At 48.8% G+C, this 25,818-nt stretch carries 23 protein-coding genes; 10 read left to right on the plus strand and 13 right to left on the minus strand.

Annotation, left to right across the window (positions count from 1 at the left end; genetic code table 11):
• The first annotated feature begins 24 nt into the window (after positions 1-24).
• Positions 25-1,353 carry a serine/threonine protein kinase gene (locus ACN0TF_RS12375; protein WP_417442231.1) on the plus strand — a complete coding sequence of 443 codons (1,329 nt, stop codon included), beginning with the start codon at positions 25-27 and terminating at the stop codon, positions 1,351-1,353.
• On the opposite strand, the gene tgt is transcribed toward ACN0TF_RS12375, so the two are convergent.
• The 11 genes from tgt to metK all read right to left on the minus strand — a co-directional run bounded on the left by tgt (position 1,329) and on the right by metK (position 15,106).
• Complete coding sequence (gene tgt / locus ACN0TF_RS12380; protein ID WP_016341397.1) at positions 1,329-2,444, minus strand: tRNA guanosine(34) transglycosylase Tgt; 1,116 nt, start codon at positions 2,442-2,444, stop codon at positions 1,329-1,331. The genes ACN0TF_RS12375 and tgt overlap by 25 nt on opposite strands.
• Before the next feature lie 31 nt (positions 2,445-2,475).
• On the minus strand, positions 2,476-3,531 hold the full coding sequence (gene queA, locus ACN0TF_RS12385) for a tRNA preQ1(34) S-adenosylmethionine ribosyltransferase-isomerase QueA (protein WP_417442178.1): 1,056 nt from the start codon (positions 3,529-3,531) through the stop codon (positions 2,476-2,478).
• Positions 3,532-3,624: 93 nt separating this feature from the next.
• Positions 3,625-4,896 (minus strand): inorganic phosphate transporter, encoded by a 1,272-nt coding sequence (locus ACN0TF_RS12390; protein WP_417442179.1) that lies wholly within the window; start codon positions 4,894-4,896, stop codon positions 3,625-3,627.
• A gap of 14 nt (positions 4,897-4,910) precedes the next feature.
• On the minus strand, positions 4,911-5,591 hold the full coding sequence (locus ACN0TF_RS12395; RefSeq protein WP_417442180.1) for a TIGR00153 family protein: 681 nt from the start codon (positions 5,589-5,591) through the stop codon (positions 4,911-4,913).
• A 91-nt stretch (positions 5,592-5,682) separates the two neighbouring features.
• Positions 5,683-7,605: a methyl-accepting chemotaxis protein gene (locus ACN0TF_RS12400; RefSeq protein ID WP_417442181.1), complete on the minus strand. Its 1,923-nt coding sequence runs from the start codon at positions 7,603-7,605 to the stop codon at positions 5,683-5,685.
• 118 nt (positions 7,606-7,723) lie between these two features.
• Positions 7,724-8,509 (minus strand): DUF481 domain-containing protein, encoded by a 786-nt coding sequence (locus ACN0TF_RS12405; RefSeq protein ID WP_417442182.1) that lies wholly within the window; start codon positions 8,507-8,509, stop codon positions 7,724-7,726.
• 37 nt (positions 8,510-8,546) lie between these two features.
• The gene (gene fba, locus ACN0TF_RS12410; RefSeq protein WP_034822116.1) at positions 8,547-9,611 is read right to left on the minus strand and encodes a class II fructose-bisphosphate aldolase; all 1,065 of its coding nucleotides are present in this window, start codon (positions 9,609-9,611) and stop codon (positions 8,547-8,549) included.
• A gap of 31 nt (positions 9,612-9,642) precedes the next feature.
• The gene (locus ACN0TF_RS12415; protein ID WP_417442183.1) at positions 9,643-10,824 is read right to left on the minus strand and encodes a phosphoglycerate kinase; all 1,182 of its coding nucleotides are present in this window, start codon (positions 10,822-10,824) and stop codon (positions 9,643-9,645) included.
• 18 nt (positions 10,825-10,842) lie between these two features.
• Complete coding sequence (epd, locus tag ACN0TF_RS12420; RefSeq protein WP_417442184.1) at positions 10,843-11,868, minus strand: erythrose-4-phosphate dehydrogenase; 1,026 nt, start codon at positions 11,866-11,868, stop codon at positions 10,843-10,845.
• Positions 11,869-13,869, minus strand: a complete 2,001-nt coding sequence (gene tkt, locus ACN0TF_RS12425) for a transketolase (RefSeq protein ID WP_417442185.1) — start codon at positions 13,867-13,869, stop codon at positions 11,869-11,871.
• 91 nt (positions 13,870-13,960) lie between these two features.
• Positions 13,961-15,106 (minus strand): methionine adenosyltransferase, encoded by a 1,146-nt coding sequence (metK, locus tag ACN0TF_RS12430; RefSeq protein WP_417442186.1) that lies wholly within the window; start codon positions 15,104-15,106, stop codon positions 13,961-13,963.
• A 115-nt stretch (positions 15,107-15,221) separates the two neighbouring features.
• Between metK and ACN0TF_RS12435 the strand changes: the two genes are divergently transcribed.
• From ACN0TF_RS12435 to ACN0TF_RS12460, 6 genes are read left to right on the plus strand one after another with little or no spacing between them, the layout of a single operon-like run.
• A complete protein-coding gene (locus tag ACN0TF_RS12435) occupies positions 15,222-15,953 on the plus strand; it encodes a 16S rRNA (uracil(1498)-N(3))-methyltransferase (RefSeq protein WP_417442187.1) in 732 nt (243 codons plus the stop codon).
• A 10-nt stretch (positions 15,954-15,963) separates the two neighbouring features.
• Positions 15,964-16,908: a glutathione synthase gene (gshB, locus tag ACN0TF_RS12440; protein ID WP_417442188.1), complete on the plus strand. Its 945-nt coding sequence runs from the start codon at positions 15,964-15,966 to the stop codon at positions 16,906-16,908.
• Between the two features lie 60 nt (positions 16,909-16,968).
• Entirely contained in the window at positions 16,969-17,526 is a 558-nt protein-coding gene (locus ACN0TF_RS12445; RefSeq protein WP_011235445.1) for a YqgE/AlgH family protein, read from the plus strand.
• Positions 17,523-17,957 (plus strand): Holliday junction resolvase RuvX, encoded by a 435-nt coding sequence (gene ruvX / locus ACN0TF_RS12450; RefSeq protein ID WP_417442189.1) that lies wholly within the window; start codon positions 17,523-17,525, stop codon positions 17,955-17,957. Before ACN0TF_RS12445 ends, ruvX begins: the two co-directional genes overlap by 4 nt.
• Positions 17,958-17,994: 37 nt before the next feature.
• The gene (locus ACN0TF_RS12455; protein WP_417442190.1) at positions 17,995-18,285 is read left to right on the plus strand and encodes a hypothetical protein; all 291 of its coding nucleotides are present in this window, start codon (positions 17,995-17,997) and stop codon (positions 18,283-18,285) included.
• Positions 18,286-18,306: 21 nt separating this feature from the next.
• On the plus strand, positions 18,307-19,266 hold the full coding sequence (locus tag ACN0TF_RS12460) for a hypothetical protein (RefSeq protein WP_417442191.1): 960 nt from the start codon (positions 18,307-18,309) through the stop codon (positions 19,264-19,266).
• Here ACN0TF_RS12460 and ACN0TF_RS12465 read toward each other — a convergent pair whose 3' ends face one another.
• Positions 19,267-20,652 (minus strand): PhoH family protein, encoded by a 1,386-nt coding sequence (locus tag ACN0TF_RS12465; RefSeq protein ID WP_417442192.1) that lies wholly within the window; start codon positions 20,650-20,652, stop codon positions 19,267-19,269. It abuts the gene before it with no gap.
• A 149-nt stretch (positions 20,653-20,801) separates the two neighbouring features.
• Between ACN0TF_RS12465 and rapA the strand changes: the two genes are divergently transcribed.
• From rapA to ACN0TF_RS12480, 3 genes are read left to right on the plus strand one after another with little or no spacing between them, the layout of a single operon-like run.
• Complete coding sequence (rapA, locus tag ACN0TF_RS12470) at positions 20,802-23,462, plus strand: RNA polymerase-associated protein RapA (RefSeq protein ID WP_417442193.1); 2,661 nt, start codon at positions 20,802-20,804, stop codon at positions 23,460-23,462.
• Entirely contained in the window at positions 23,462-24,118 is a 657-nt protein-coding gene (locus ACN0TF_RS12475; RefSeq protein WP_417442194.1) for a pseudouridine synthase, read from the plus strand. Before rapA ends, ACN0TF_RS12475 begins: the two co-directional genes overlap by 1 nt.
• A gap of 44 nt (positions 24,119-24,162) precedes the next feature.
• Positions 24,163-24,948: a DUF3530 family protein gene (locus ACN0TF_RS12480; RefSeq protein ID WP_417442195.1), complete on the plus strand. Its 786-nt coding sequence runs from the start codon at positions 24,163-24,165 to the stop codon at positions 24,946-24,948.
• Positions 24,949-24,987: 39 nt separating this feature from the next.
• Here the strand turns inward: ACN0TF_RS12480 and djlA are convergent, their stop codons facing one another.
• A complete protein-coding gene (gene djlA / locus ACN0TF_RS12485) occupies positions 24,988-25,818 on the minus strand; it encodes a co-chaperone DjlA (protein WP_011235453.1) in 831 nt (276 codons plus the stop codon).

Genomic DNA, 25,818 nt, shown 5'->3' on the forward strand with positions numbered 1-25,818 from the left:
AGTAAGGATACGAGTTTGGCTGAAGTGCATCCGGACAACAATTTTCCCTATCCAATACCAGCGCGTTACCAGTCGATAAAGTTACTGGGACAAGGTGGTAGTGGCCTGGTCTATAAAGCCTACGACCAGCGTTTAAAACGCACGGTTGCGATTAAGTTTGCCCGCTCGCCCTCTATTGTCAGCCGCCACAGGCTGGTAAATGAAGCCCGTTTGTTATCCAGCGTTGACCACCCTGCTCTTTGCCGCGTGTTTGACGTTGGCGAACCGGAAGTTTCTTCCTCTTCACTGTTTATGGTGCTTGAGTACATTGAAGGCAAACCTTTAAGCAAGCAACGCAGCTGCCTGTCTGTTTATGACGCCGCCAAAGTGGTTAAGTCTCTTACTGACGGGGTATGTCGTATGCACGAGGCCGGTTACGCACACAACGATATTACTGCGCAGAACATTATGATCCGCTCAGCAGACAATGCTGAAGACGAGTCTGATAATTCCGCAGTTTTAGTTGATTTGAGTATTGCGGCGCCGAGTTCGCCCACAACAATTAAGCGAGACATATACCAACTGGGCACGTTGCTTTTGTCGTTACTGACCAACATGAAACCGGAGCAGTTTTTTCAACACCCGATAACGCACCGTAACCGGCTTCCTGCCGAACTCAGTCGCATCGTAAAGAAAGCGCTCTCGGCTGAGCCGAACGAAGGTTTTCAGCACTGTCGCGAGCTTCAACAGGAGTTGGATGGCTGGCTCCGCCACTATCAGTTAAGAAAACGATTCTTCTGGCTGGGGGCTGGTGGTGCTGCCATTTTGGTTATTATTTTTGTCTTGTTCATTTTTCTGCGGGAGCAGACAAACCGACATTTGCTGGACGGCTACTCGATTGAACAGAACCAATACGCACATGCGCTTGTCTTTGCTCATTATTCTCAACACCTTGCCAACGGCGGTCAGCTGCAACAGGCGGCTGAGCAGGCCGAGTTAGCACTTACCCACTTTGACGACGCCGTAGCAAGTAGCCCGGGGCTATTGAAGTACCATTCCGAACGCGCTCATTTTGTGCTGAGCTCAGGCAACATTTTTACCCGCTCACAGCTTACCACTATGCTGCTTAATGCAATTAATGAACTGGGTAATCCGGATACGTATGAAGAAAAAGCGGCAGCCCATTATTTGCGGGCAGAAATGTACTTAGGTCTTGCTGAACTTAATAGCGAACAGCCACATTTAGTTGAACGTTGGAAAGCTTCTGCACTGAGTTCAGCGGAGGCAGCGATCAAGCACCAACCGGGTGTCGATCGCTACCAGCAATTACATGATGAAATCGATAAGTCTCAGTCCAGTGCCGGGACGGATTGATCTCTTAAGCGGTAAAACTCTTTTACATAGTCATCAAACGTACCGGCATCCAGTGCGTCACGCATGTCACTCATTACTTTTTGATAAAAGCGCAGGTTGTGAATGGTGTTCAGGCGTGAGCCCAGCATCTCGTTAGTGCGATCCAAATGATGCAAATACGCCCGCGAATAGTTTTTACAGGTGTAGCAGTCACAGTTTTCATCCAGCGGAGAAGTGTCTGTACGATGCACTGCATTACGGATTTTTACTACGCCGGTGCTAATAAATAAGTGACCATTACGCGCATTACGAGTTGGCATAACGCAGTCGAACATATCAATACCGCGGCGCACGGCTTCAACTAAGTCTTCCGGCTTGCCCACGCCCATTAAATAGCGAGGTTTTTGCTCAGGCATTTGCGGTGCGGTGTGCTCTAAAATCCGCATCATATCTTCTTTCGGTTCGCCGACCGACAAACCACCAATAGCGTAACCGTCGAACCCGATATCGGTCAGACCTTTCAGAGAAATATCGCGCAGCTCTTCGTACATGCCGCCCTGAATAATACCGAACAACGCGGCTTTGCTCTCACCGTGCTCTTGTTTAGAGCGTTCAGCCCAGCGCAGCGAAAGCTCCATTGAACTGCGTGCTTCTGCCTGCGTCGCAGGGAACGGCGTGCATTCGTCAAATATCATGACAATGTCTGACCCCAGCTCGCGTTGAACCTGCATAGATTTTTCCGGGGTCAGCAGTATTTTCTCGCCGTTAATGGGCGAACGGAAAGTCACGCCCTCTTCGGTAATTTTACGCAGCTCACCCAGACTGAACACCTGAAAACCGCCGGAGTCGGTCAGAATAGGCTTGTCCCAGTTCATAAAGTCGTGCAAGTCGCCATGCTGCTGGATAATTTGCGTGCCCGGACGCAGCATTAGGTGAAAGGTATTACCCAGGCAGATTTGTGCGCCGGTGTCTTTTACCTCTTCTGGCGTCATACCTTTTACGGTACCCAGAGTACCTACCGGCATAAACGCTGGCGTTTCTACGGTTCCACGTTCAAACACCATGCGCCCACGACGTGCGCGACCACTGGTTTTGTCTAATTCAAATTTCATTGTCATAAGTATTCACTTCAGTGTATTAAGTTTAGCGCTGTAACAGCATGGCGTCGCCGTAGCTAAAAAAGCGATAGCGCTCTTTAATGGCTTCATTATAAGCCTTCATAATTAAATCACGACCAACAAATGCCGAAACCAGCATAATGAGCGTAGACTCGGGCAGGTGAAAGTTGGTTATCATGCTATCGACCACTTTAAATTCATAACCCGGATAAATAAAAATATCGGTGTCATCAAAAAACGGTTCTATGGTTTCATTAGTTGATGCCTGAGCGGCCGATTCCAGCGAACGAACCGAGGTTGTACCTACAGCAATAACCCGGCCACCCGAAGCTTTGGTCTGCTTAATGGCATTGCAGGTTTCAGCACTAACTTTCGCGTATTCGCTGTGCATAACATGGTCGTTAATGTCTTCCACACGCACCGGCTGGAAGGTTCCGGCGCCTACGTGCAGGGTAACATAGGCAAAGTTCACGCCTTTATCGCGCAGCTGTTGCAGTATTTCGTCGTCAAAATGCAGACCAGCGGTAGGGGCAGCAACGGCACCCGGCTCGCGGTTATAAACGGTTTGGTAACGCTCTTTGTCAGAGCTTTCATCCGGACGGTCGATGTAAGGCGGCAATGGCATATGCCCGTATTGCTCAAGTAGCTCCAGAACCGTCTCGTCGTGTTCAAACTTCAGCTCAAAGAGTGCATCGTGACGCGCCAGCATCGTTATTTTTACATGGCCTTCCAGCAGCAGTTGCGCACCAGCTTTGGGAGCACGGTTAGCACGGACATGCGCAAGCACCCTATGATCATCCAGTAGTCGCTCAACCAGAACCTCGACTTTACCACCGGACACTTTTTCGCCCAGCAAACGCGCAGGAATAACCCGGGTGTCATTAAACACCAACAAGTCACCGGCGTTTATCTCATCCACAATATTTTTAAAGTGTTTATGCTCAATGCTGTTTTCACTGGCTTTTACCGAGAGCAGTCTACTGGAACTGCGTTGCTCCTGCGGATAGCGGGCAATAAGCTCGTCGGGTAGCTCAAATGAAAAGTCACTGACTTTTAAAGAAGAATGATTGGTATCTGACATATCCGTGCTGCAATTGCGAGATCTAGTGAAGCGCGGATTTTACTGGAAAGTAGGCAGCCTGTCACTGTTGCAGGCTGCCTGTTTATCGCAAGTTTATGCTACGCCGAAAATTGCTTTTAAAATGTAGAAGAAAGCAATCGACATAATGGCACCTGCAGGCAGTGTGACCACCCACGAAATAACGATGTTGCGAACCACACCCAGATTCAGGGCCGCAATACCGCGCGCCATGCCAACACCCAATACCGCACCGACCAGCGTTTGTGTGGTTGATATGGGTAGACCCGTACCTGACGCCAGAACCACGGTTGAAGCAGCAGCAAGTTCCGCCGCAAAACCACGGCTTGGAGTTAAGTGCGTAATACCGTTACCAATGGTCGCAATAACACGTTTACCCAGCATAGCCAGACCAGCAACAATACCAACCGCACCTAAAGGCAGTACCCACCAGGCTAACTGCGCCTCACTGCCAATATCACCGCCGCTGGTAACCACACTGACAACAGCAGCCAATGGGCCAATAGCGTTAGCTACGTCGTTTGAACCGTGAGCAAAAGCCATAGCACAGGCGGTTACAACCATTAATACCGCAAAGACTTTTTCTACGTTGGTGTAGTGCATGTCTTTGTCGTCTGAAGGGTTAAACTTAAGACGTCCAATTGCCATTTTACCAATAGCAAAAACCAGTACTGCAATACCCAGAGCCCACAGGTAACCTTCAATACTGCCAAGGTCCAACCCTACATGCTTAAGGCCTTTTTTAATGGTGACCAGCGACAACACGAAGCCAGCTAACCCCATATAATAAGGCACATAGCGCTTAGCCATTGCTAAAGGGTTAGAACGGTCAAAAATGAGCTTCTGTGCACTCATAAATATGAGGTAAGCAATAAACCCGGATATAGCCGGAGTGACAACCCAGCTTCCAACTACCCCCCCGACTTTTGCCCACTGTACCGATTCCATACTGACGCCAACGGCTGAGAAACCAACAATTGCACCAATAATTGAGTGGGTGGTTGATACCGGCCAGCCAAGATAAGAGGCAATTAAAAGCCAGAAGCCTGCAGCTAATAACGCCGAAATCATACCGAACACAAGCAGTTCTGGTTGATTAACGAAATAGCCGGAATCGATGATGCCTTTTCGAATGGTTGAGGTAACTTCACCACCGGCCAGATAAGCGCCTGCAAACTCAAAAATCATGGCAATAAGAATTGCCTGTTTTATTGTCAGAGCTTTAGAACCAACCGATGTTCCCATAGCATTGGCAACGTCATTCGCACCAATACCCCAGGCCATAAAGAAACCGAAAACCGCGGCCATCCCGATAAGCAGGAGGCTATAGCTAGAAATAATATCCATAAATCAGACTCCGCTTAGACGCGCGCTAGCATTAGTTCGAAACGTGCACCGACTCGCTCGGCCAGATCGGCTAAGTCGCCAACCCAGTCGAGAATACGGTATAAGAACATCGCATCCACAGGGTTCATATCAAGTTCGACCTTGCGTAGATCCTGACGCAGTTTAATTTGAAGTTGATCGGTGTCGGCTTCAATGGCATCAAGTTCTACAATGAAATTATCAACGAGATCGCGTTCACGGCCTTTAAAGCCCGTCTCCAGCAAGTCGTCAAATTCGCCGATGGTTTCGCGTGCTTTATCAGTTGCGTCCAGACAGCGGCTTAGGTAAGCATCAAAGTCTTTAACCAATGGTTCCGGGATAAGCAATTCACGACCCGTAACCAGACCGGAGATGTCTTTGGCTTTATTGGCAATTTTGTCCTGTTGAGAAACAAGCTCGAGTAAGTCGGCACGCTCTACAGGCATAAACAAGCCACTAGGGAGGTTCAGACGGATTTTACGTTTCATATCATCCGCGGTTGATTCGTGTTTTACGATGGTTGCACGAGCCACTTCTGCGCTCTTCCAATCCTTCGAATAAACCGCCTTAAAGAAATCTTTAAGCGCATAAGCGCAGCGGTGCACTTCGTCCATGTGCTCAATCATCGGTTTGATAGGGGACTTTGCAAATACCCCAAGAAATGAGTTCACTGACATAACATTATCCGATTTTTTTCAGCCGATGTTAGCTGCCGCGAATGTTAGCGAAATCTAAAGGTAAAGGGAACCGTAAGATTTGATTAATTCATCATGCGCTGAACGCTCGTTCTATTTCAGTTCTTTGAGTATCCACTTCAGCCTCCACTTGCCTTAACAACTGGTGCGCGTTGTCCATTTCGTTGACTAATTGCTGTAACTGTACTGAGAATCCGTTAACTTTGTCTGTCTGCTGTTCTGCCAACCGGAATGAGGTTTTAGCTTCTTCGGTTGAAGCCTGCGCCTGAGCAGAAACCTCATTTGCAGTTTCCACCAGGCGTTCAACAAATTGCTGCTGCGAGTAACTTGCCTCGGCAATGTCCTGGTAGCCTTTTTCAATGGAAAGCGATGCGTCCGTCAGCTGGTTAAGAGAGTCGTTAATACCACCAAGAGAGGACTGTGTTTTTTGCGCCAACTGCCGGACTTCGTCAGCCACCACTGCAAAACCGCGCCCCTGCTCGCCCGCTCTGGCAGCTTCAATGGCCGCATTCAGTGCTAATAAATTGGTCTGGTCGGCAATACCCGAAATAATGGACAACGCGTCTTTTACTTCTTTTACCGAATGGTCCAGCTCTTCTGCGGAGCGCTTGGCCGTTTCTATTGCTGTTTCATTCAGCTCTGAGGCGTCTCTTAATTTAAGAATATGCTGTCGGCTCTGTTTCATAGAGTCCTGGGTATCGAGCGCATTCTTTTCCAGGGTATTGGTGCACTGGTTTAATTCTTCGGTCAACTCGCTCAGTTCAGTAATACCGTGAATAGTGACCGATGCGGATGACTGCGTATCAGCAGAGGATTGCACAATATACTGTAACTCTTGTATTACCCGCTTCAACGCTTCATTGACCACCGTCATTTGCTGAGACTTTTCCTCGTCGCTACGCTGAGTCTGTTCGAGTATGCCGTTAAAGAATCGGGCAATCTCTGCCATCTCGGTATCGCGATCGGCGTTGGGTAAATAATTGAGTTCCTGTTTAACAAGTAAAGTTTCCATGGCGTCGCGTAAGCTTCGCAGAGGGGTCAGAACCATGCGTTTGAGTAACACAAAGTTCAATACTGCAAACGCCAGGAGTACCGCCACCAAGGCCACAAGACTCAGCTTTATCTGCATCAGGCTGGCTTGCTGGTTTTTCAAGAGACTCTGCTCTACCTTTACAGCCAGCGACTGAATGTTGGCAATGTCATCGGAAATTGATGCAAAGGCTTCACGTCGCGACTCTATAAGTTGCAGCGTTGAGGACAACTCTTTGGGGTAACGCTGAATTAAGCTGTTCATTTCTGAAATGATTTTCGGCCCCAATTCTTTCGCCTCTCTGGCAACCAACATCATTGACTGGTCGGGCAGTTCTTCCTTTACACCCAGCTCGGGTAGCTGCTGCAGCCGGGCAATCTCTTTTTGCATGGCGTTAAGCACCTGGTTCAGTGACTGCTCCTCGGCTTCACCGTTGGATAAACGTTCCCGCGTATGCACCAGGTCAGCAATTAATAACACTAAGTCGCTACCGATACTTTGATAACTTTCGGCAGCCACGGGGTTATTGCTGCTGCCTTTTTGCACGTAGTCAAACAAACGAGATAATTCGTTAAATAAAGACCGCTCGGCATTTACTAGCAGAGCAGACTCCTGACCAGAGAGCTTACCTATGGCACGGTAGTCATCAGAAATTCGGCTGCGGATAATATCCAGCTGTTCCTGCATAACCGAAGTGGAGGCTAAGTTCAGCTTATCGAGCTGGGCGTTCACTTCATTGACCGAGGCTTCGGCTTGGTTCAATAGCAGCGCATTACCTGACTGCAGGTAACCACTGAGCTCGGTTACCACTTCAACCATCAGTTTCTCTTTTATCGATGAATAAATATTCTGCTGTTGTTCAAAGTGCTGTAATTGACTATTAGCCCAAATTAGCACTGACAAAAACACCAACGACAAGCCCAGCAAAGAAAAGGAAGAAACACGACTAAAGGTTGAAACGCGCATAAATAAGCCCAGTTGATATCACTGCGACAGCTTAAGAAGGTTTTATGACAGCTTAATGAAAAAAGCCGCGGCAATTGCCACGGCTTTGAGGTTTTCTGAGGTATATCGCTAAGTGTGCTTAGAAAGAATAAACCAGTGTAACAGCCGTTTCTGTATCCAACTTTTCGATGCTTTCATCAGAAACATGAGAGTTGTGGTTAGCCCCCAGTGACACTTTCATAGCCAACGCGCTATTAATGTTCGCTGACACTGAAAATTCAGCTTTGCTCTTCGTGTTGTCTTCACCAACTTCAGACGACAGTAAGGCACTGAAACGCGAGTTTTCACTGATTTTCCAGTTTAAGCTACCGGCTACACGCAGAATCATTGAGCCATCGGATTCAACCGGAGGTTCACCTTCAGCCTGTACAGGTTTTGTACGTGAATAACCCGGACCAATTTCGTAGTCAGCGTAAATGTCTTCGTCGTAACGATAACGAGCACCATAACCCGTTGCGACAGTAGCCTGATAATCAAAGCCACTGAATTCATCTTCTTCGTATGAACCGAAGACAAACAATGAGTCGCGACTGTCAGGATCAAACTTATAGTTACTCTGCGCCGAAATGAACATGCGGTCTGCAGTTTCGTTCGTTTCCCCCGTGCTCTGATCTTCCTGCTCGGAGGTGTAATAATCGAATACGCCTTTGTGGCGCCAGTTCTGCACGTCCCGCGATGCGGTAAACTTGCCTTTCAGGCTTTCTGTTTCAGTGTTACCTGAAGTGTAAAGCAGGCCGAATTCGGCACTGGCTTCCCACTCTTCTACGGTTTCAGTATCAATGTCGTCAGCATCGTCGAACATAAACGTTTGAGCACTTGCTACAACGGGTAAAAACAAACTCGCGAATAATAAAGAAAGTCGCACACTAACCTCGTATCTGTATCTTTTATAAAGTTCTTAATTACTTAACTATGGCGTCTAATTCGCCATTTTCGTAACGCTGGAACATTGTTTCTAAATTAATTGGCTTTATTTTACTCGCCATACCCGCGCAGCCAAAGGCTTCGTAGCGCGCGCGACAAATATCTTCCATCGCTTTGGTTGCCGCGGTAAAGAATTTGCGCGGATCAAAGTTTGACGGATTCTCCGCCAAATGACGGCGAATAGCACCGGTTGAAGCCAGGCGTAAATCGGTATCAATGTTCACTTTGCGCACGCCGTGTTTAATACCTTCCTGAATTTGTTCAACCGGTACACCATAGGTTTCCGGAATTTCGCCGCCAAATTCGTTAATAATTTTCAGCCATTCTTGAGGTACAGATGATGAGCCATGCATAACTAAGTGTGTACCCGGAATGCGACGATGGATCTCTTTAATGCGGTCAATGGCTAAAATATCGCCTGTTGGCGGACGAGTAAACTTGTAAGCACCGTGTGATGTACCACAAGCAATAGCCAGCGCGTCAACGTTGGTGGCTTTAACAAATTCAGCCGCTTCTTCAGGGTCGGTCAGCAGCTGTTCGTGCGACAACTTACCTTCAGCACCAACACCGTCTTCTTCACCAGCTTCACCAGTTTCCAGTGAGCCCAGGCAACCCAGCTCACCTTCAACAGAAACACCACAAGCGTGTGCCATTTCTACGGTTTGTCTGGTTACTTTTACGTTGTAGTCGTACTCTGCAGGCGTTTTGCCATCGTCCAGCAATGAACCGTCCATCATTACCGAGCTAAAGCCCAGTTGAATGGAACGCTGGCATACTGCCGGAGAAGTACCGTGATCCTGGTGAACAACCACCGGAATATGTGGCCATTCTTCAACAGCTGCCTGAATTAAGTGGCGCAGGAAAGGTGCACCGGCGTACTTACGAGCACCAGCTGAGGCCTGCACGATAACCGGGCTGTCAGTGGCATCGGCGGCTTGCATAATTGCGCGCATTTGCTCTAAGTTGTTGACGTTAAACGCCGGTACGCCGTAATCGTGTTCTGCGGCATGGTCTAGTAACTGTCGTAATGACACCAGGGCCATAAAAAATACTCCTTAATTAAAAAACTTGTGTTCAGGCGTCTTTAGCCCGTTCTTGTAAAATAGCAACGGCTGGTAATGTTTTACCTTCGAGGAATTCAAGGAACGCCCCGCCACCTGTCGAGATATAACTAATCTTATCAGCGATAGCATATTGATCAATTGCTGCTAAAGTATCACCACCTCCGGCAATTGAAAACGCACCACTTTCTGCAATTGCGTTGGCTATGGTTTGTGTTCCATGCCCAAATTGCTCAAATTCAAAAACACCTACAGGTCCGTTCCAGACAATGGTTCCTGCGTTTTTCAGCATAGACGCTAATTGCTCTGCAGTTTCAGGGCCAATATCAAAAATCATATCGTCATCAGCAACAGCATTAACGGCTTTGGTTTCTGCCTTGGCTTCTGCGCTGAATTCTTTACCTGTTACCACGTCGACAGGTAATGGAATGTCGCCGCCTTTGGCTTTTGCCTGCGCCATTAAACGGTTAGCTTCATCGGTTAAGTCCGCTTCGTAAAGCGACTTACCGACATTATGGCCTGCTGCCGCAACAAAGGTGTTCGCAATACCGCCGCCCACAATTAACTGGTCAACAACACCGGACAAGGACTCTAGCACCGTAAGTTTCGTTGAAACTTTAGAACCGCCGACAATAGCCACTAACGGGCGCTTCGGATTTTCCAGTGCCTTGCCTAAAGCTTCTAACTCGCCGGCCAGCAAAGGCCCTGCGCAGGCAACTGGAGCGTATTTAGCAACACCATGAGTAGATGCCTGAGCGCGATGCGCGGTGCCAAAAGCATCCATCACATAGACATCGCATAAGCTGGCTAATTTTTTAGCAAGCTCATCATTATTCTTCTTTTCGCCAATATTAAAGCGGACATTCTCAAAAACTACCAGTTCTCCGGCCTTTAGTTCAATACCGTCGAGGTAGTCTTTACATAAGCGCACCGGGCAATCCAGCACCTCTTGTAAGTAATCAACAACAGGTTGCAGCGAAAACTCTTCATCGTACTCGCCTTCGGTTGGGCGACCCAAATGAGACATTACCATGACTTTAGCGCCAGCTTTCAACGCTTGCTGAATGCTTGGCAGTGCGGCTTTTAAACGCGCGTCGGAAGTGACTTTTCCGTTTTTAACCGGAACGTTTAAATCTTCCCGAATAAGTACGCGCTTGTTACTTAAATCCAAATCAGTCATAGCAATGACAGACATGCGATATCCTCTCTAAGCTTAATGTTCTGTTTGTTCAGCCATCGTTTTTGCTGTGTCCAGCAACCGATTCGCAAAACCCCATTCGTTGTCGCACCAGCACAGCAACTTAACCAGGCGCTTGTGACTAACGCGGGTTTGCGTGCCATCGACAATGGATGAATGTGGATCATGGTTAAAATCTATTGAGACTAAAGGTTCTTCGGTGTAATCCAGTATACCTGCCAGCTGCTGCTCGCTCTGCTCACGTAAAACCTGATTAATTTGCTCAATAGTGGCGTCGCTGTTCAGCGTAACACTTAAATCCATAGCGGTAACATTGGTCGTGGGCACGCGCACGGCTATGGCCTCGAACCGCCCTTCTAAGTGCGGCAGTATTCGTTCAATACCGCGCGCCAAACGGGTATCCACCGGAATAATAGAGCGCCCGGCGGCGCGGGTTCGTCTTAAGTCCGGATGATATGCATCAATAACCTGCTGGTCGTGCATAGCCGAGTGAATGGTCGTAATAGCACCGGAGTCTATCCCAAAAGCATCGTCCAGTACTTTAATGACCGGCACAATGCAGTTTGTTGTGCAGGAACCGTTCGATACCACTTTATGGTCAACGGTGAGCTCTTCTTCATTCACGCCATAAATTGCGGTGAAATCGACGTCCGGCTTGCCAGGATGAGAAAACAGCACACGTTTTACGCCTTGCTGCAGATAAAGCTGACCGTCAGCCTGACTGCCGAATACACCGGTACAATCAACAACAAAATCAACCTCATGGGCGCGCCAGTCAATGGCTTCAATCTCGGTCTGGTGAGTTAAAGCAATATTGTCTCCGGCAACTGTCAGCGCATCACCCGACTGCGTTACTTTTTCTCCAAAACGACCGTGGCTTGAGTCATATTTGAGCAAATGCGCTATCGCTTCCGACGCCGCAGGCTCGTTAATAAGCACTACCTGCACGCTGTCGCGGTAGCCGTTTTCGTATAGCGCACGCAAAAAGCTCCGGCCAATACGGCCGAAACCATTAATCGCAATACGGGCCGGTTGGTTCATTTAAGCTCCCAACAAACGTTTAGCGGCAGCCACGGTGTTTTCTGTGGTAATACCAAAGTGTTTGTACAAGTCGCCAGCCGGAGCAGATTCACCAAAGGTTGTCATGCCAACGACTTCACCGTTAAGCCCAACGTATTTGTACCAGAAGTCCGCAATACCAGCCTCAACTGCAACTCGACGCGTAACGCTGGATGGCAACACAGCCTCTTTGTATTCAGTATCCTGAATATCAAACACATTGGTCGACGGCATAGAAACAACGCGTACTTTGTGCCCCTGATCAGTCAGTTGTTCAAAGGCATTAACGGCTAAATCAACTTCAGACCCTGTCGCAATTAAAATAACTTCCGGCTCGCCGTCACAATCTTTCAGCACATAACCACCACGGGCAATGTTCGTTAATTGTTCGTCGTCGCGACCTTGCTGTTGCATGCCCTGACGGCTGAACACTAACGCCGAAGGGGTTTTACTGCTTTGTACTGCGGCTCCCCAGGCTACGGCTGTTTCAACCTGGTCGCACGGACGCCAGCACTGCAGGTTTGGTGTTTGACGCAAGTTAGCCAGTTGCTCTACCGGTTGGTGCGTAGGTCCATCTTCACCCAAACCTATAGAGTCATGGGTGTAAACAAAAATGCTGGGCTGCTTCATAAGCGCAGACATACGCACTGCGTTACGCGCGTACTCCATAAACATCAGGAAGGTAGCACCGTAGGCTTTAAAGCCACCGTGTAAAGTGACGCCGTTCATAATGGCGGACATGCCAAACTCACGAACACCGTAGAACACGTAGTTACCGCTCGCGTCATTGGCCGTAATGCCTTTTGCGTCGTTCCATAAGGTTAAGTTAGAACCGGCCAGGTCCGCCGAGCCACCTAACAGCTCTGGTAGTTTAGGACCAAACTCATTCAGTACATTCAATGAGGCTTTACGAGTTGCTATCGCTTCAGGGTTGCTCTGTAACTGCTTCGCGTAATTATGCACAGTGTTCTCAAACCCTTCCGGCAGCTCACCACTTAAGCGACGCTTCAATTCTTGTGCCAGTTGCGGATATTCCTGTTCATACGCAACCCAACGCTTATTCCAGGAGGACTCAACTGCTGCGCCTTTATCCACCGCAGACCATTTTTGGTATACGTCTGCCGGTACTTCAAAGGCTTGGTGTGGCCAATTCAGTTGCTTACGCGCAGCGACAATTTCATCATCGCCCAAAGGTGCCCCGTGGCAGCTTTCAGAACCTTGTTTATTCGGTGCGCCATAGCCAATTACCGTTTTGCAGATAATAAGAGTCGGTTTATCTTCATTCGCCCGGGCTTCATCAATCGCACGGGTTATGGCAGCTGAATCATGTCCATCAACTTTATTAATTACGTGCCAGCCATAAGACTCAAAACGTTTTGCGGTATCGTCGGTAAACCAGCCTTCCACTTCGCCATCAATGGAAATGCCGTTGTCATCGTAAAAGGCAATGAGCTTACCTAAGCCTAAAGTGCCGGCCAGAGAGCATGCTTCGTGCGAAATACCTTCCATCAAACAGCCGTCGCCCAGGAAAGTGTAGGTGTGGTGATCAACAATTTCATGGTTGTCGCGGTTAAATTGCGCAGCCAATACTTTCTCAGCCAGCGCCATACCTACGGCATTTGCAAGTCCTTGTCCCAGCGGCCCGGTAGTGGTTTCCACACCAGGAGTGTAGCCGTATTCAGGGTGGCCCGGGGTTTTTGAGTCTAACTGACGGAATTGTTTAATGTCTTCAATGCTCAGGTCATAACCGGACAGATGCAATAGCGAATAAATTAGCATTGACCCGTGTCCGTTCGATAACACAAAACGGTCGCGATCGGCCCAGCCTGGGTTATGAGGGTTATGTTTTAAATAATCACGCCAGAGAACTTCTGCGATATCCGCCATACCCATGGGCGCTCCGGGGTGGCCTGACTTGGCCTTCTGAACCGCATCCATACTAAGCGCACGGATGGCATTGGCGAGATATTGACGTTCTGACATGAAAAACCCCCTGGAAGATGAAGAGCAACTTGCGATGCGCGTATTCTCCACATTTCAGGGGGTACAAGCAAATTTATAGGCAATATTTTGTTTAAATATCAGCCTGTAAATCGGCGGCCTTGTCGGTTTGTTCCCACGGCAGGTTGTCCCGGCCAAAATGCCCGTATGCCGCTGTCTGTTTATAGATTGGGCGTTCCAGGTCAAGCATTTTGATTAATCCGTATGGGCGTAAGTCAAAATGACGACGCACCAGCGCAATTAACTGCTCTTCTGAGTGCGTAGACGTACCAAAGGTATCGATGCTAATAGAGGTTGGCTCCGCCACTCCAATGGCGTAAGAAATTTGCAGCTCACAACGTTCAGCCAGACCAGCAGCGACCAGGTTCTTAGCAACATAACGCGCTGCATAAGCCGCACTGCGGTCAACTTTTGACGGGTCTTTACCCGAGAAGGCGCCGCCGCCATGACGAGCCATGCCGCCATAGGTATCAACAATAATCTTACGCCCGGTCAACCCGCAGTCACCCATAGGCCCGCCGACCACGAAACGACCGGTTGGGTTAATGTGAAACTGCGTGTCTTTTGAAACCCACTGCTCCGGCAATACAGGCTTGATAATTTCTTCCATCACGGCTTCGCGCAGCGTTTCCTGAGTAATGTCTTCTCTGTGCTGAGTGGAGAATACGACAGTATCAATGGCAACAGGCTTACCGTTTTCATAAACGAAGGTCAGCTGACTTTTCGCGTCCGGACGCAACCAGTCCAGTGTACCGTTATTGCGGACTTCCGACTGACGCTGCATAACCCGGTGCGCGTAAGTAATAGGAGCAGGCATTAAAACTGAGGTCTCGTTTGACGCATAACCAAACATTAAGCCCTGATCACCTGCGCCCTGCTCTTCCGGGTTAGCACGGTCAACGCCCTGATTGATATCACCACTTTGCTTACCAATGGCATTTAAGACAGCACACGAAGCACCATCAAAACCCATGTCAGAATGTCGGTAACCAATGTCTTTTACCGTTTGACGGGCTAAATCTTCAATATCCACCCAGGCTTGGGTCGAGATTTCACCGCCAACCAGCACCATGCCAGTTTTAACGTAAGTTTCACAAGCAACACGAGCCTTAGGGTCTTTCTCTAAAATAGCATCTAGAACCGCATCGGATATCTGGTCGGCAATTTTGTCCGGATGCCCTTCGGACACTGACTCTGAGGTAAACAGGTGACGTGACATATGCCCACTATTCCTTAATTTTAATGAAATCGTTTAATACTGGTTGCATAATGTAACCGATCACTCTGTTTTTTTCTACTTCTGGACGTCTAAAAGTCCGAATAAGGCTGACGACATGCGAGTTCCGCGGATTTATCACCCCGCCTCTATAAGCTTACAAACTGAAACCGAATTGAGTCCGGATGCTTTCCAGCACCTGATCAAAGTATTGCGTTTGAACGTAGGTGATAGCATTGTTTTATTTAACGGTGACGGTCAGAACTACGAGGCAAAGATTACCTCAGTCCAAAAAAAGTCCGCGCAGTTTATTGCAACCAACAATCAGGCTAACGCATCTGAGTCATCGGTCAATATTCATTTGGCGCAGGTCGTTTCACGTGGCGATCGCATGGATTTCGTACTGCAAAAGTCAGTCGAGCTGGGGGTGACAGAAATTACCCCACTGTTTAGTGAGCGCTGCGGTGTTAAATTAAGTGGCGACAGACTTGAGAAGAAACAGCTGCAATGGCAGAAAATTGTCCATTCTGCCTGTGAACAATGTGGCCGTAGCGTGGTTCCACAAGTGAATCCAGCACAGCAACTCACTGGCTTTATTGAAAGCAGCTTCGAAGGGTTGCGCCTGACGTTAGACCCAACCGCCACCCAGCCGTTGTCGTCATTTCAACAGGCCGAGAAGGGAATACAATTATTGATTGGTCCTGAGGGCGGGTTCACTGATACTGAAGTCAGTGCCGCCGAGCAACAGGGGTTTAAACCCATGCGTTTAGGACCAAGAATACTAAGAACAGAGACCGCCGCGCTTTCAGCGCTAACCGCCGTGCAGTATCAGTTTGGCGACTTAAGCTAAAGGAGTTTACATGAAGAAGTTAGCTATGGTGATGGACCCTATCGCCACCGTTAAAACCGAAAAAGACACCAGTTTTCGTTTATTGCTGGAAGCTCAGGCGCGTGGTTATCAGTGTTTTTATCTGGAAATGGGCGACTTAGTCATTGATAACGGTCAGCCAATGGCCTTTGCACGGGAAGTTAGCGTTCGCGATCAGAAAACGGACTTTTACAGCTTAGCCGACAGTGAATACCGTCCTCTGGAGGATTTTGACGTGATTATGATGCGTAAAGATCCGCCTTTTGACAGTGAGTTTCTATACGCAACGCAAATTCTGGAACTGGCCGAACAGCGCGGTAGCCTGGTGGTGAATAAACCGCAGAGCCTGCGCGACTGTAACGAAAAGCTTTTTACTTCGTGGTTCGCAGACTCTATTGCCGACACGCTAGTGAGTTCCAGAGCAGATGTCATTAAAGCTTTCCATAAAAAGCATGGTGAGGTGATTCTAAAACCGCTGGACGGTATGGGTGGAGCTTCAATTTTTAAAGTTGGTGCCGATGGCAGTAACTTAGGCGTTATTATTGAAACTCTGACTGAGAAAGGTCAGCGCTACGCCATGGTGCAAAAATATCTGCCGGAGATTAAAGACGGCGATAAACGCATTTTAATTATTGACGGTGAGCCTGTGCCTTATTCTTTAGCGCGTATTCCCAGCGCAGGAGAAACCCGCGGAAACCTTGCCGCTGGAGGTAGCGGGCGCGCCCAGCCTTTATCGGAAAGTGACTGGGCTCTGGCTCGTAAAGTGGCACCGGAACTGAAAAAGCGTGGGCTCATTATTGTTGGACTGGACGTTATTGGTGACCGCATTACTGAAATTAATGTGACCAGCCCAACCTGTATGCGCGAAATTGAAAACGCCTACGACATCAATATTGCTGAATTGGTCTTTAAGGCAATAGAAGAAAAGCTGAATTGAAATTCAACTATGCGCCCCCATGTTGTAAGTAGAGATTATCGTTAAGGAGTCGGTGAATCGATGAACAGTTTGCAGAACCATTTATTGATAGCAACACCTATGCTGAACGATCCAATGTTTAAACGGACCGTGACCTATATCTGCGAGCACAATGAAGAAGGCGCTATGGGCTTAGTTATTAATCAGCCTGCCGATTTAAGTGTGACCTCGCTGCTGGATAAACTGGAAATTGTTTACCCGGAAAATAACCAGCACTTACAGGGCAGCGTTTATCAGGGCGGGCCTGTAGGCCGTGAGCGTGGCTTTGTGATCCACCCTCCGCAGGACAATTGGCGCGCCAGCCAGAAGATGAGTGACGACATTATGGTGACCACCTCGCGCGATATCCTGGAAGCTCTTGGATCATCTGCTGCGCCACCACAGTTCCTTCTGACTTTAGGCTACGCAGGTTGGGAAGCCGGACAACTGGAAGAGGAGCTAGGGGAAAATTCCTGGCTGGCTATTCCGGCAGACCCGGAACTGCTGTTCAATACACCACCCTCCGAGCGTTGGCAAAAAGCTACCGAACAACTGGGGTTTGACGTGTGGCAACTGGGGCCGGATGTAGGGCACGCATGAGCACAGTAATAGGCTTTGACTTTGGCACCAAAAGTATTGGCGTTGCGGTAGGCCAGACCATAACAGCAACCGCATCGCCTTTAGCAGCTATTACGGCCAAAGAAGGCATTCCCGACTGGCAACTAATTGAAAAGCTGTTTGCCGAATGGCAGCCCGAACAGTTGGTAGTGGGTCTGCCCTTAAATATGGATGGCACCGAACAGCCACTAACCCAAAGAGCCAAAAAGTTTGGCAACCGTTTACATGGGCGCTTCGGTTTACCCGTAGCATTTCAGGACGAACGCCTGACGTCGACCTCGGCACGAGAAAGCCTGTTTGCTGAAGGTGGTTTTCGTAAACTCAAAAAAGGTGCAGTTGATAGTCAGGCTGCATTAATTATTGTTGAAGATTTTATGAACGGTTATTTGCCAAAAAGCGATAATTCGTTATAGTGTCGTCAGTAATAAGTTAAAGCGATAGGAGCTGGCCTTGTTTGGTAATGAAGAACCCTATTCAGTAACAGGTAACACTATTTTACTGAAAGACGAAAATAAAAAACTGCTTTTGATTACAGGTCCTCGTTACCAAAACATATTGGTTTCGCGCGGCTCTGTAGAATTAACGGACATGTCGGCTGAGCGTCGCCCGGGTTTCCGGATTGTGACTCTGCAGGAAATCTTTAAAAAAGATAAAACCTACTTTTTTATTCGTGCCGGTGGCGTCGAGTATCAAGTTGACCTTAAATTTGAAGACAGTCCTATTACAGAAATGAAGTTCTAGAAATTAACGGGAGTAGCCAGAATGACACATAAACTTTGTGCTGTTGTCTGGTTACTCTTTGTAATCCCCTCTGCCGCGTACAGCCAAAATTTCTTCCAGCTTAACGAAACCGATAACGATCAACTCGCTTTTTCTTACCAGTGGCGTGATTTCGATGACCGCCAACAGTCATTCAGTTTCCAGGTCGATAAAAAGGAGTTCCTACAGCCGCTAAAACGTTATCGCGGGTTTAATCGCGAACGCAGTCAGCGCGAACTGGCACACCAACTCAACCGTTACATTAAGCAACAGCAGTGGCAAGGCATTCAAGCTCGTTTAACCCCGCGCCAGCAGTCCGTTGAATTGATTACGGCTAACGCCAGAACAGCACAAAAAAAGCAACAGCTTAACGAGTACAAAAAGCGTTTACGTGACTATTACCATGAGCGCTGGGACGACTATCTTGATGCCAACTTTTACCGCCAATTGAGTTTGCCTCCCGGCGAGCAGGGTATTATCCCTGATCACCCGGCTATAGCCAGTGAAGTTACGCCAACGCTGAAACCCTTAATACAAGCTATTGGTGAGCAGTTAGGTACGAATACACAACGTAATTACATCAACTATGTCGCCAGCTTTATTCAGCAGATACCGTACAACGATTTAAACAGCAAGCTGGATAGCCGGGGCGATGGCTTTGTCCCTCCGAACCAATTGCTTTATTACAATCAGGGGGACTGCGACAGTAAAGTCACCTTAATGACTTCGGTTATAAAGCAAATTATCGAAACGCCCAAAATGGCCATTATTTATTTGCCTGAGCACGCAGTTTTTGGCATTGCCATTAGTCGGCAGCCCGGAGACACCACAGTTAAACACAAAGGCAATAACTACGTGCTGGTCGATGTGACTGGCCCCGCGGCAATGCCGATGGGCCAGGTTGGCGAAGAGACTAAATTTCAGGTAGAAACTCAGCAGTATACCGTGGTGCCGCTAAACTGATTACAAATGCTCTTCCGCAAATTTAGCAAGTGGACTACGCACTACACCGTTTAAGTTGATGGTAGCGCTGCCCGGGTAGTCTTTAAATCGCTCTACGATGTAAGTCAGTCCTGAGGTTACGGCTGTTAAATAGTAACTATCAATTTGTGCCAGGTTACCCGACACCACTAATTTAGTGTTCTCACCACAACGAGTAATAAGCGTTTTTAGCTGAGATGCGGTTAAATTCTGGGCTTCATCCAGAATTACAATGGCATTTTGTATACTGCGCCCGCGCATAAAGTTCAGCGACTTAAACTGAATGTTGGCCTTTTTCATAATGTAATTGAGGCTAGACTCCATACTTTCATCCTGCTTATGCAGGGCTTCCAGCGAATCGGTTATGGCCGACAGCCAGGGTGCCATTTTTTCTTCTTCGGTGCCGGGCAAGTAACCAATAGACTCGGCAATTTCAGGTGTATTGCGGGTAACGATAATTTTTTCATAAATACCCTGCTCCACAACCATTTGCAGTGCTGCTGAAAGGGCGAGAAACGTCTTACCACTACCGGCAGGTCCAGTAAGAGTCACCATGTCCATGCTGGTATCCAGTAAAGCGTGCAATGCCATAGCCTGATAAATATTTTTAGGATGAACACCCCAGGCCCCGTACGACATCATTCGCTCTACGCTTAAATCCATTAGCGTGACAGTTTCACTGTCGTATTCTTCCACCCGCGCCGCAAAGTTATTGGTTGAGTCAATGATGTATTCATTGGCAAAAACCTGCGGCAGTAATTCGCGACTCACCGTGTGGTACGCATCGCGACCTTCCTGCTGTGTTTTGACCTCTCCCACCTGAGACCAGAAGTCGCCTTCAAACTTGTAAAAACCTTTGGTCAGCAAGCGAATGTCATCAATAAGCTGGTCGGTACGATAATCTTCAACATACTTCATACCTGCGCCTTTGGCCTTCAGGCGCATATTGATGTCTTTGGTGACCAACACCACGCCAGCAGGGGCTCGCTCTCGCTGAATTTCCAGTGCAGCCTGAATAATTCGGTGGTCGTTTTCAGCCAGCGACAGCATCGACTCCGTTTGCTCCAGCTGATAGTCAGGGAATATGGCCAGAGTTCCGTTCGCGGTATGCTCACCGTGCACCCGGTTTAACGGAACACCAGCAACAATTTCTTCCGGCGTCGCCTCTTTTAAAACCTCTTCCAGTGAGCGAATGGCGACCCGTGCTTCGCGGCTCACATCTCTATTGCGATCTTTTATATTGTCGAGCTCTTCCAGAACCACCATGGGGATAACCACGTTGTGTTCATCGAAGTTGAGAAAAGCGAGAGGGTCGTGCAGCAGAATGTTGGTATCCAGGATAAAGAACTTGCCAGCGTTTGTTGTCATTAGCGCGTACCTTTGCTTGTGATTATTCTTTTCTTACAGCTTAGCCTAAAATTCATGACACAACGGTTACAGAAATAAATTTTTCCTCGGAATTGGCGAGCGAATTAAGTACCATTGCGACCTTGGAAAATGGCGCGCGGGAGTGTGTAGTGAGCGAGTTTAGAGTTGGACAGCGTTACCTTAGTGAAACTGAAACCGAATTAGGGCTAGGTATGATCACCCAGGCCGAAGGTCGTCACTTAACCGTGATGTTCCCAGCAACCGGTGAAGTGCGACTGTACTCAGCTCAGGAAGCCCCTCTGGCCCGTTATCAACTGCAAGTGCAGCAACAGGGCAAACATGCCGACGGCTGGAGCTTCACAATTCAGGAGCTGACAGAGTCGCAGGGTATTGTGACCTACCATGGTATACGCGATGACAACCAGGAGTCGGTTGTGGTTCCGGAAACCCAGTTATCGCATCAGGTGGACAGTAACCCCGCGTTAACACGCTTACTGGCTGGTCAGGCCGACCGCCTGGATATGTATCAGTTGCGCTGCGAAGCCAGTGAACATCTGGCGCATCATCAGGCCAGCGAGGTTGCCGGCTTATTAGGTGTTCGTACCCATTTGCTGCCGCACCAGTTGTATATTGCCAAAACCGTTGCCGATCGTTACCACCCGCGAGTGCTTTTAGCCGATGAAGTGGGCTTAGGAAAAACCATTGAAGCCGGCATGATCATCAAGCGCCGCCTGAATACCGGCCGCTCGCAGCGGGTCTTAATTGTGGTACCGGAATCTTTAATGCATCAGTGGCTGGTTGAGTTACGCCGCCGCTTTGCGCTGAACTTTACCCTGTTTGATGATGAGCGTTGCGAACAAGCGGAAGCCGACAGTGAAAATCCGTTTTTGACTGAACAGCACATTATTATCAGTAGCCGCTTTATGCACGAGTCGCGCTGGAGTCAGGCGTTGCTTGAAGCGGAATTCGATCTGCTGATTATTGACGAAGCACACCATTTACAGCCAGAGGCTCCGGAATTTAGTGCAGTTAAAAAACTTTGTGAGGCCGTGCCCGGCTTGTTGCTGTTAACGGCAACTCCGGAGCAAGAAGGTGCCGAAGGCCATTTCCAGCGACTGCAGCTACTGGACCCGGACCGGTTCTCCGACTTTGCCAGTTTCCAGCAAGAGCAAACACAGTATAAAGAATTAGCGGAACAGGCCGAGTCTGTTACTGACCCGGCAGAACTCGATGATCTGCTGGATAAACATGGTACCGGCCGCGTTATGTTCCGTAACCGCCGGGCCGATATTGGCGGTTTTCCTGAACGCCATTTTCATCCGGTAGAGCTGGATGAATGCGAACCCGATGAAGATATGCCCTGGTGGATGGAAGATCCGCGCATTGACTGGTTATTGAATCACATTAAACAGAACCGCTCGGAAAAAGCACTGCTGATATGCAAAACGGCAGAGCAGGTTCTGGATTTATCCGAAGCCCTGCGGGTATTGGCGGGTGTGCAGGCGGCAACCTTCCATGAAGGCATGACGCTGACCGAGCGAGACCGTTCTGCCGCCTTTTTTGCCAGCGAAGAAGACGGTAGCCCTATTCTGCTGTGCTCAGAAATTGGCAGCGAAGGCCGCAACTTCCAGTTTGTACACCAGCTTATTTTATTCGACTTGCCGAGCAACCCCGACTTGCTGGAGCAACGCATTGGCCGCTTAGACCGCATTGGCCAGCTGCAAAATATTGATATTTATCTGCCTTACTGCAAAGGTTCGGCGGAAGCCATATTGCTGCCTTGGTACGAGCAGGGTATGAACGCCTTCTCTCAGTGTAATGCGATAGGCCGTAAACTGTACGATGCTTTTGGTACGGACATTGAGCAGGCTATTGCTGAGCAAAAGCCACTCAGTGACGAGTTGCTGGAGCAGACCAAAGAACTGCACGAAATCTGGCTGGAGCGCAACCGTGAAGGGCAGGACAAGTTACAGGCACTAAACGCTTGTCGTCCTGAAACCGCTGAAAAAATCATAGAGCAAATTCATAGCGACAGCGATACCGACACCCTGGCCGACTTTATGATTGCTTTCTTTGACCGTTTTGGTGTGAATAACGAAGTGCTGGATGAAGAGCGCTGGTTTATTCGTCCGGGCGAGCATATGCGTGTCGGCAGCCTGCCGGGACTGCCGGATGACGGCATCACCATAACCTTTGACAGGGTCACCGCACTGAACTTTGAAGATACTGACTTTTTAAGCTGGGATCACCCCATGGTTCAGGCCGCACTTGAACTGCTGACTGCGGATGACTTTGGCAGCACCTGCGTTGCGGAGCTAAAAAACCCGGCGATTCCGGCTGGCAGTTGGTTCCTGGAGCTGGACTTTGCCAGCATAGTACCGGCACCTAAAGCCGCAGCGTTGCAGGAGTTCTGTCCATTACAAAGTTTACGCCTGCTGTTTAATGGTCAGGGGCAGGAGCTGTCCGCTAAAGTGTCACGCGAACTGCTGGACCAACAATCCAGCTTTATTGATAAGAAAACCGCACGGCAGATATTGCGTCAGTTACGTGACCCCGCACAAAAAATTATTCAGTCCGGCCAGCAACAGGCCCGTGAGTGGCAACAAAAGCAGCTGGATGAGGTAAAGCAAAATGCGCTGGCCGCACTGCAACACGAGCGCACACGCCTGCTTGAGTTACGGAAGAAAAACCCATCGGTACGCAGCAGTGAAATAGAAGCTATAAATTGGCGCGAAGAGCAAATTACGGCGGCGCTGGAAAGCCCGCAGTTATCGCTTCAGGCAGTGCGTATTCTGGTGAATAACCATTAATGACTCTGCTCCATTATCAGCCGCCGACAACGCCATTTCTTCAGGTTATTTATGAGGACAGACAGTTGTTGGTGGTTGATAAACAAAGCGGGCTACTGAGTGTTCCTGGTAAGCGACCAGAGCATAAAGACTCGGTTTATACCCGAGTACAGCGCGTACACCCGGAAATAAGAGTGGTCCACCGGCTGGATATGGCAACTTCCGGAGTTCTTTTACTGGCAAAAACCAAAGCCGCACAAAGCCACCTGAACCGGCAATTTCAGAATCGCACGACCAGTAAAAAGTATATTGCACAAGTTTGGGGCAAACCACCCGCTCCGCAAGGAGAAATAGAGTTGCCGTTGTCCTGCGACTGGCCCAACCGCCCACGCCAGCACATGGATTTTTTCACCGGTAAACCCAGCACAACCTTTTATCGGGTAACGGATTTTGACAACCGTTGCAGCCGCGTTGAGCTGACACCTCATACCGGCCGCTCACATCAGCTAAGAGTTCATATGCAAGCCATTGGCTGCCCTATACTTGGAGATAAATTCTATGCGCACAGCGATGCTTTCGCTGCTGCTGAGCGTTTATTACTGCATGCGGAATACCTTGCCGTAACTCATCCACAAACCGAACAACCTATAGAGTTCTACAGCCCCGTTCAGTTTTAGCAATTTGCGCTCAAGCTAACGCTGCTTCAGCCGATAATAGCTGCATGAAGTGCTATCTATTAATGCTGCTTGCGGTTGTTCTTATCAGCCCCGCAGTTAGCCAGGACGACCTAGAGCGTTATTTGCCGCAAGACCAGATACATTGGTTGACCGGAGATGACGACGAGCGCTATTTGGCATTGAAAAAGGAATATTTACAGGCCTTTGAACGCGGCCAGATTGTGCTTTTACCCGACTGGCACTACCATCCATTGCAGTCTTTTTATATTCGTCCGGTTTATGAAAACGCACCAGATTTTGGCTGGACAACCTGGGCTTTAACCCCACCCGACAACGACATACGCACAGACAATTTGCAGACACCGGCCACGACAACGCACTTCCCTGATGCCGCAGACGAAGAAGTATTTACTCCACTGGTTAGCGCGCTGCAACAACGCATAAACCTGCTGCTGGACGAAACACTGGACCGCCCGGGCTTCTCTGTATGGGTAGTAGAAGGGATTACCGCAGACATTGCCCTACGCCTGCTGGAAAATGAACCCTCGTTAATGCCCGACGCTATTGTACTGGTTAATGCCTATGTGCCACAGTTTCAGTACAACCGCGCTCTTGCCGACCGCATCAGTCAGTCGCAGTTGCCGGTTCTGGATATTCGCAGTGCAGAAGGTAATCGTTGGGTGAGTGAGCACTGGTCTCTGCGTAAAAAGCTGGCCAATAAATATCAGCACCCGGCGTACCGCCAGCGACAGCTGGTCAACTCAGGTAACGCCGGGCAACGTGAATTAACCTCCACCATAAAAGGTTGGCTGGAATTCCACGGCTTCTAACCGATTCAATTTTATCGCGACTTTTTAACGCCAGTTGTTCTAACGAATGTCGCGCTTTTCTTTGATTTTCTCATAAGCTGCCTGAATGTCCTGCGCACGCTGCTGAGCCTGCTTCATTACCTCTTCAGGTAAGCCTTTAGAGGCCAGCTTATCCGGATGATGCCGGGCCATTAACTTACGGTACGCTTTCTTAATTTCAGCGTTGCTGTTTTGCGCCGTTACGCCAAGTACTTCATACGCGTTTTGAATTTCATCCTGGCTGGAGGTTTTCCGCTGTTGCTGATGCTGTTGCCGACGATGCTGGTGAAAACGAAACGCCGCTTTTTCCATCATCAACCATTGGTCCAGCTGGAAACGGGTAAAGCCAAGGTGCTTAGCCACGTTAACCAAAACTTCATGCTCTGACTTTTCCAGAATGCCGTCATTTAACGCCAGGCCAATTAACTGCTCCATAAACAACTGAAGAACGTCGCGGTTACCGTAAAAGGAGGCGCTAAAATCCTTCATGACTTGCTGCAAAGGAAACGTCGGCTCTTTACCCTCGCGAAACGCTTCCTGGGCTTCGCGGGTAGCGTCTGTATTTAAATTCAAACGGCGCATTAGCTCCTGCGCCTGAGAAATGTCGTTAGTGGTAACTTTGCCTTTTGCCTTGGCAACGTGCCCCATTACCGCAAACAGCGTGTAAATAAAGTTGGCATCTCCGGCGGCTTGCTCTGCTCCATACAGAAAACGGCCCCAGGCACCTTTTTGAGAAAAGTCCTGAGCCATTCCCCTATCAAACCAGTGACCAATAAGCGCACCCAGAATAGCCCCCGGCCATTTCATAAACGCGAAGCCAGCCAATGCGCCAACTACTTTTCCCCAAACCAT

Origin of the sequence: Idiomarina sp., assembly GCF_048265525.1 — a bacterium.
Lineage (GTDB): Bacteria > Pseudomonadota > Gammaproteobacteria > Enterobacterales > Alteromonadaceae > Idiomarina.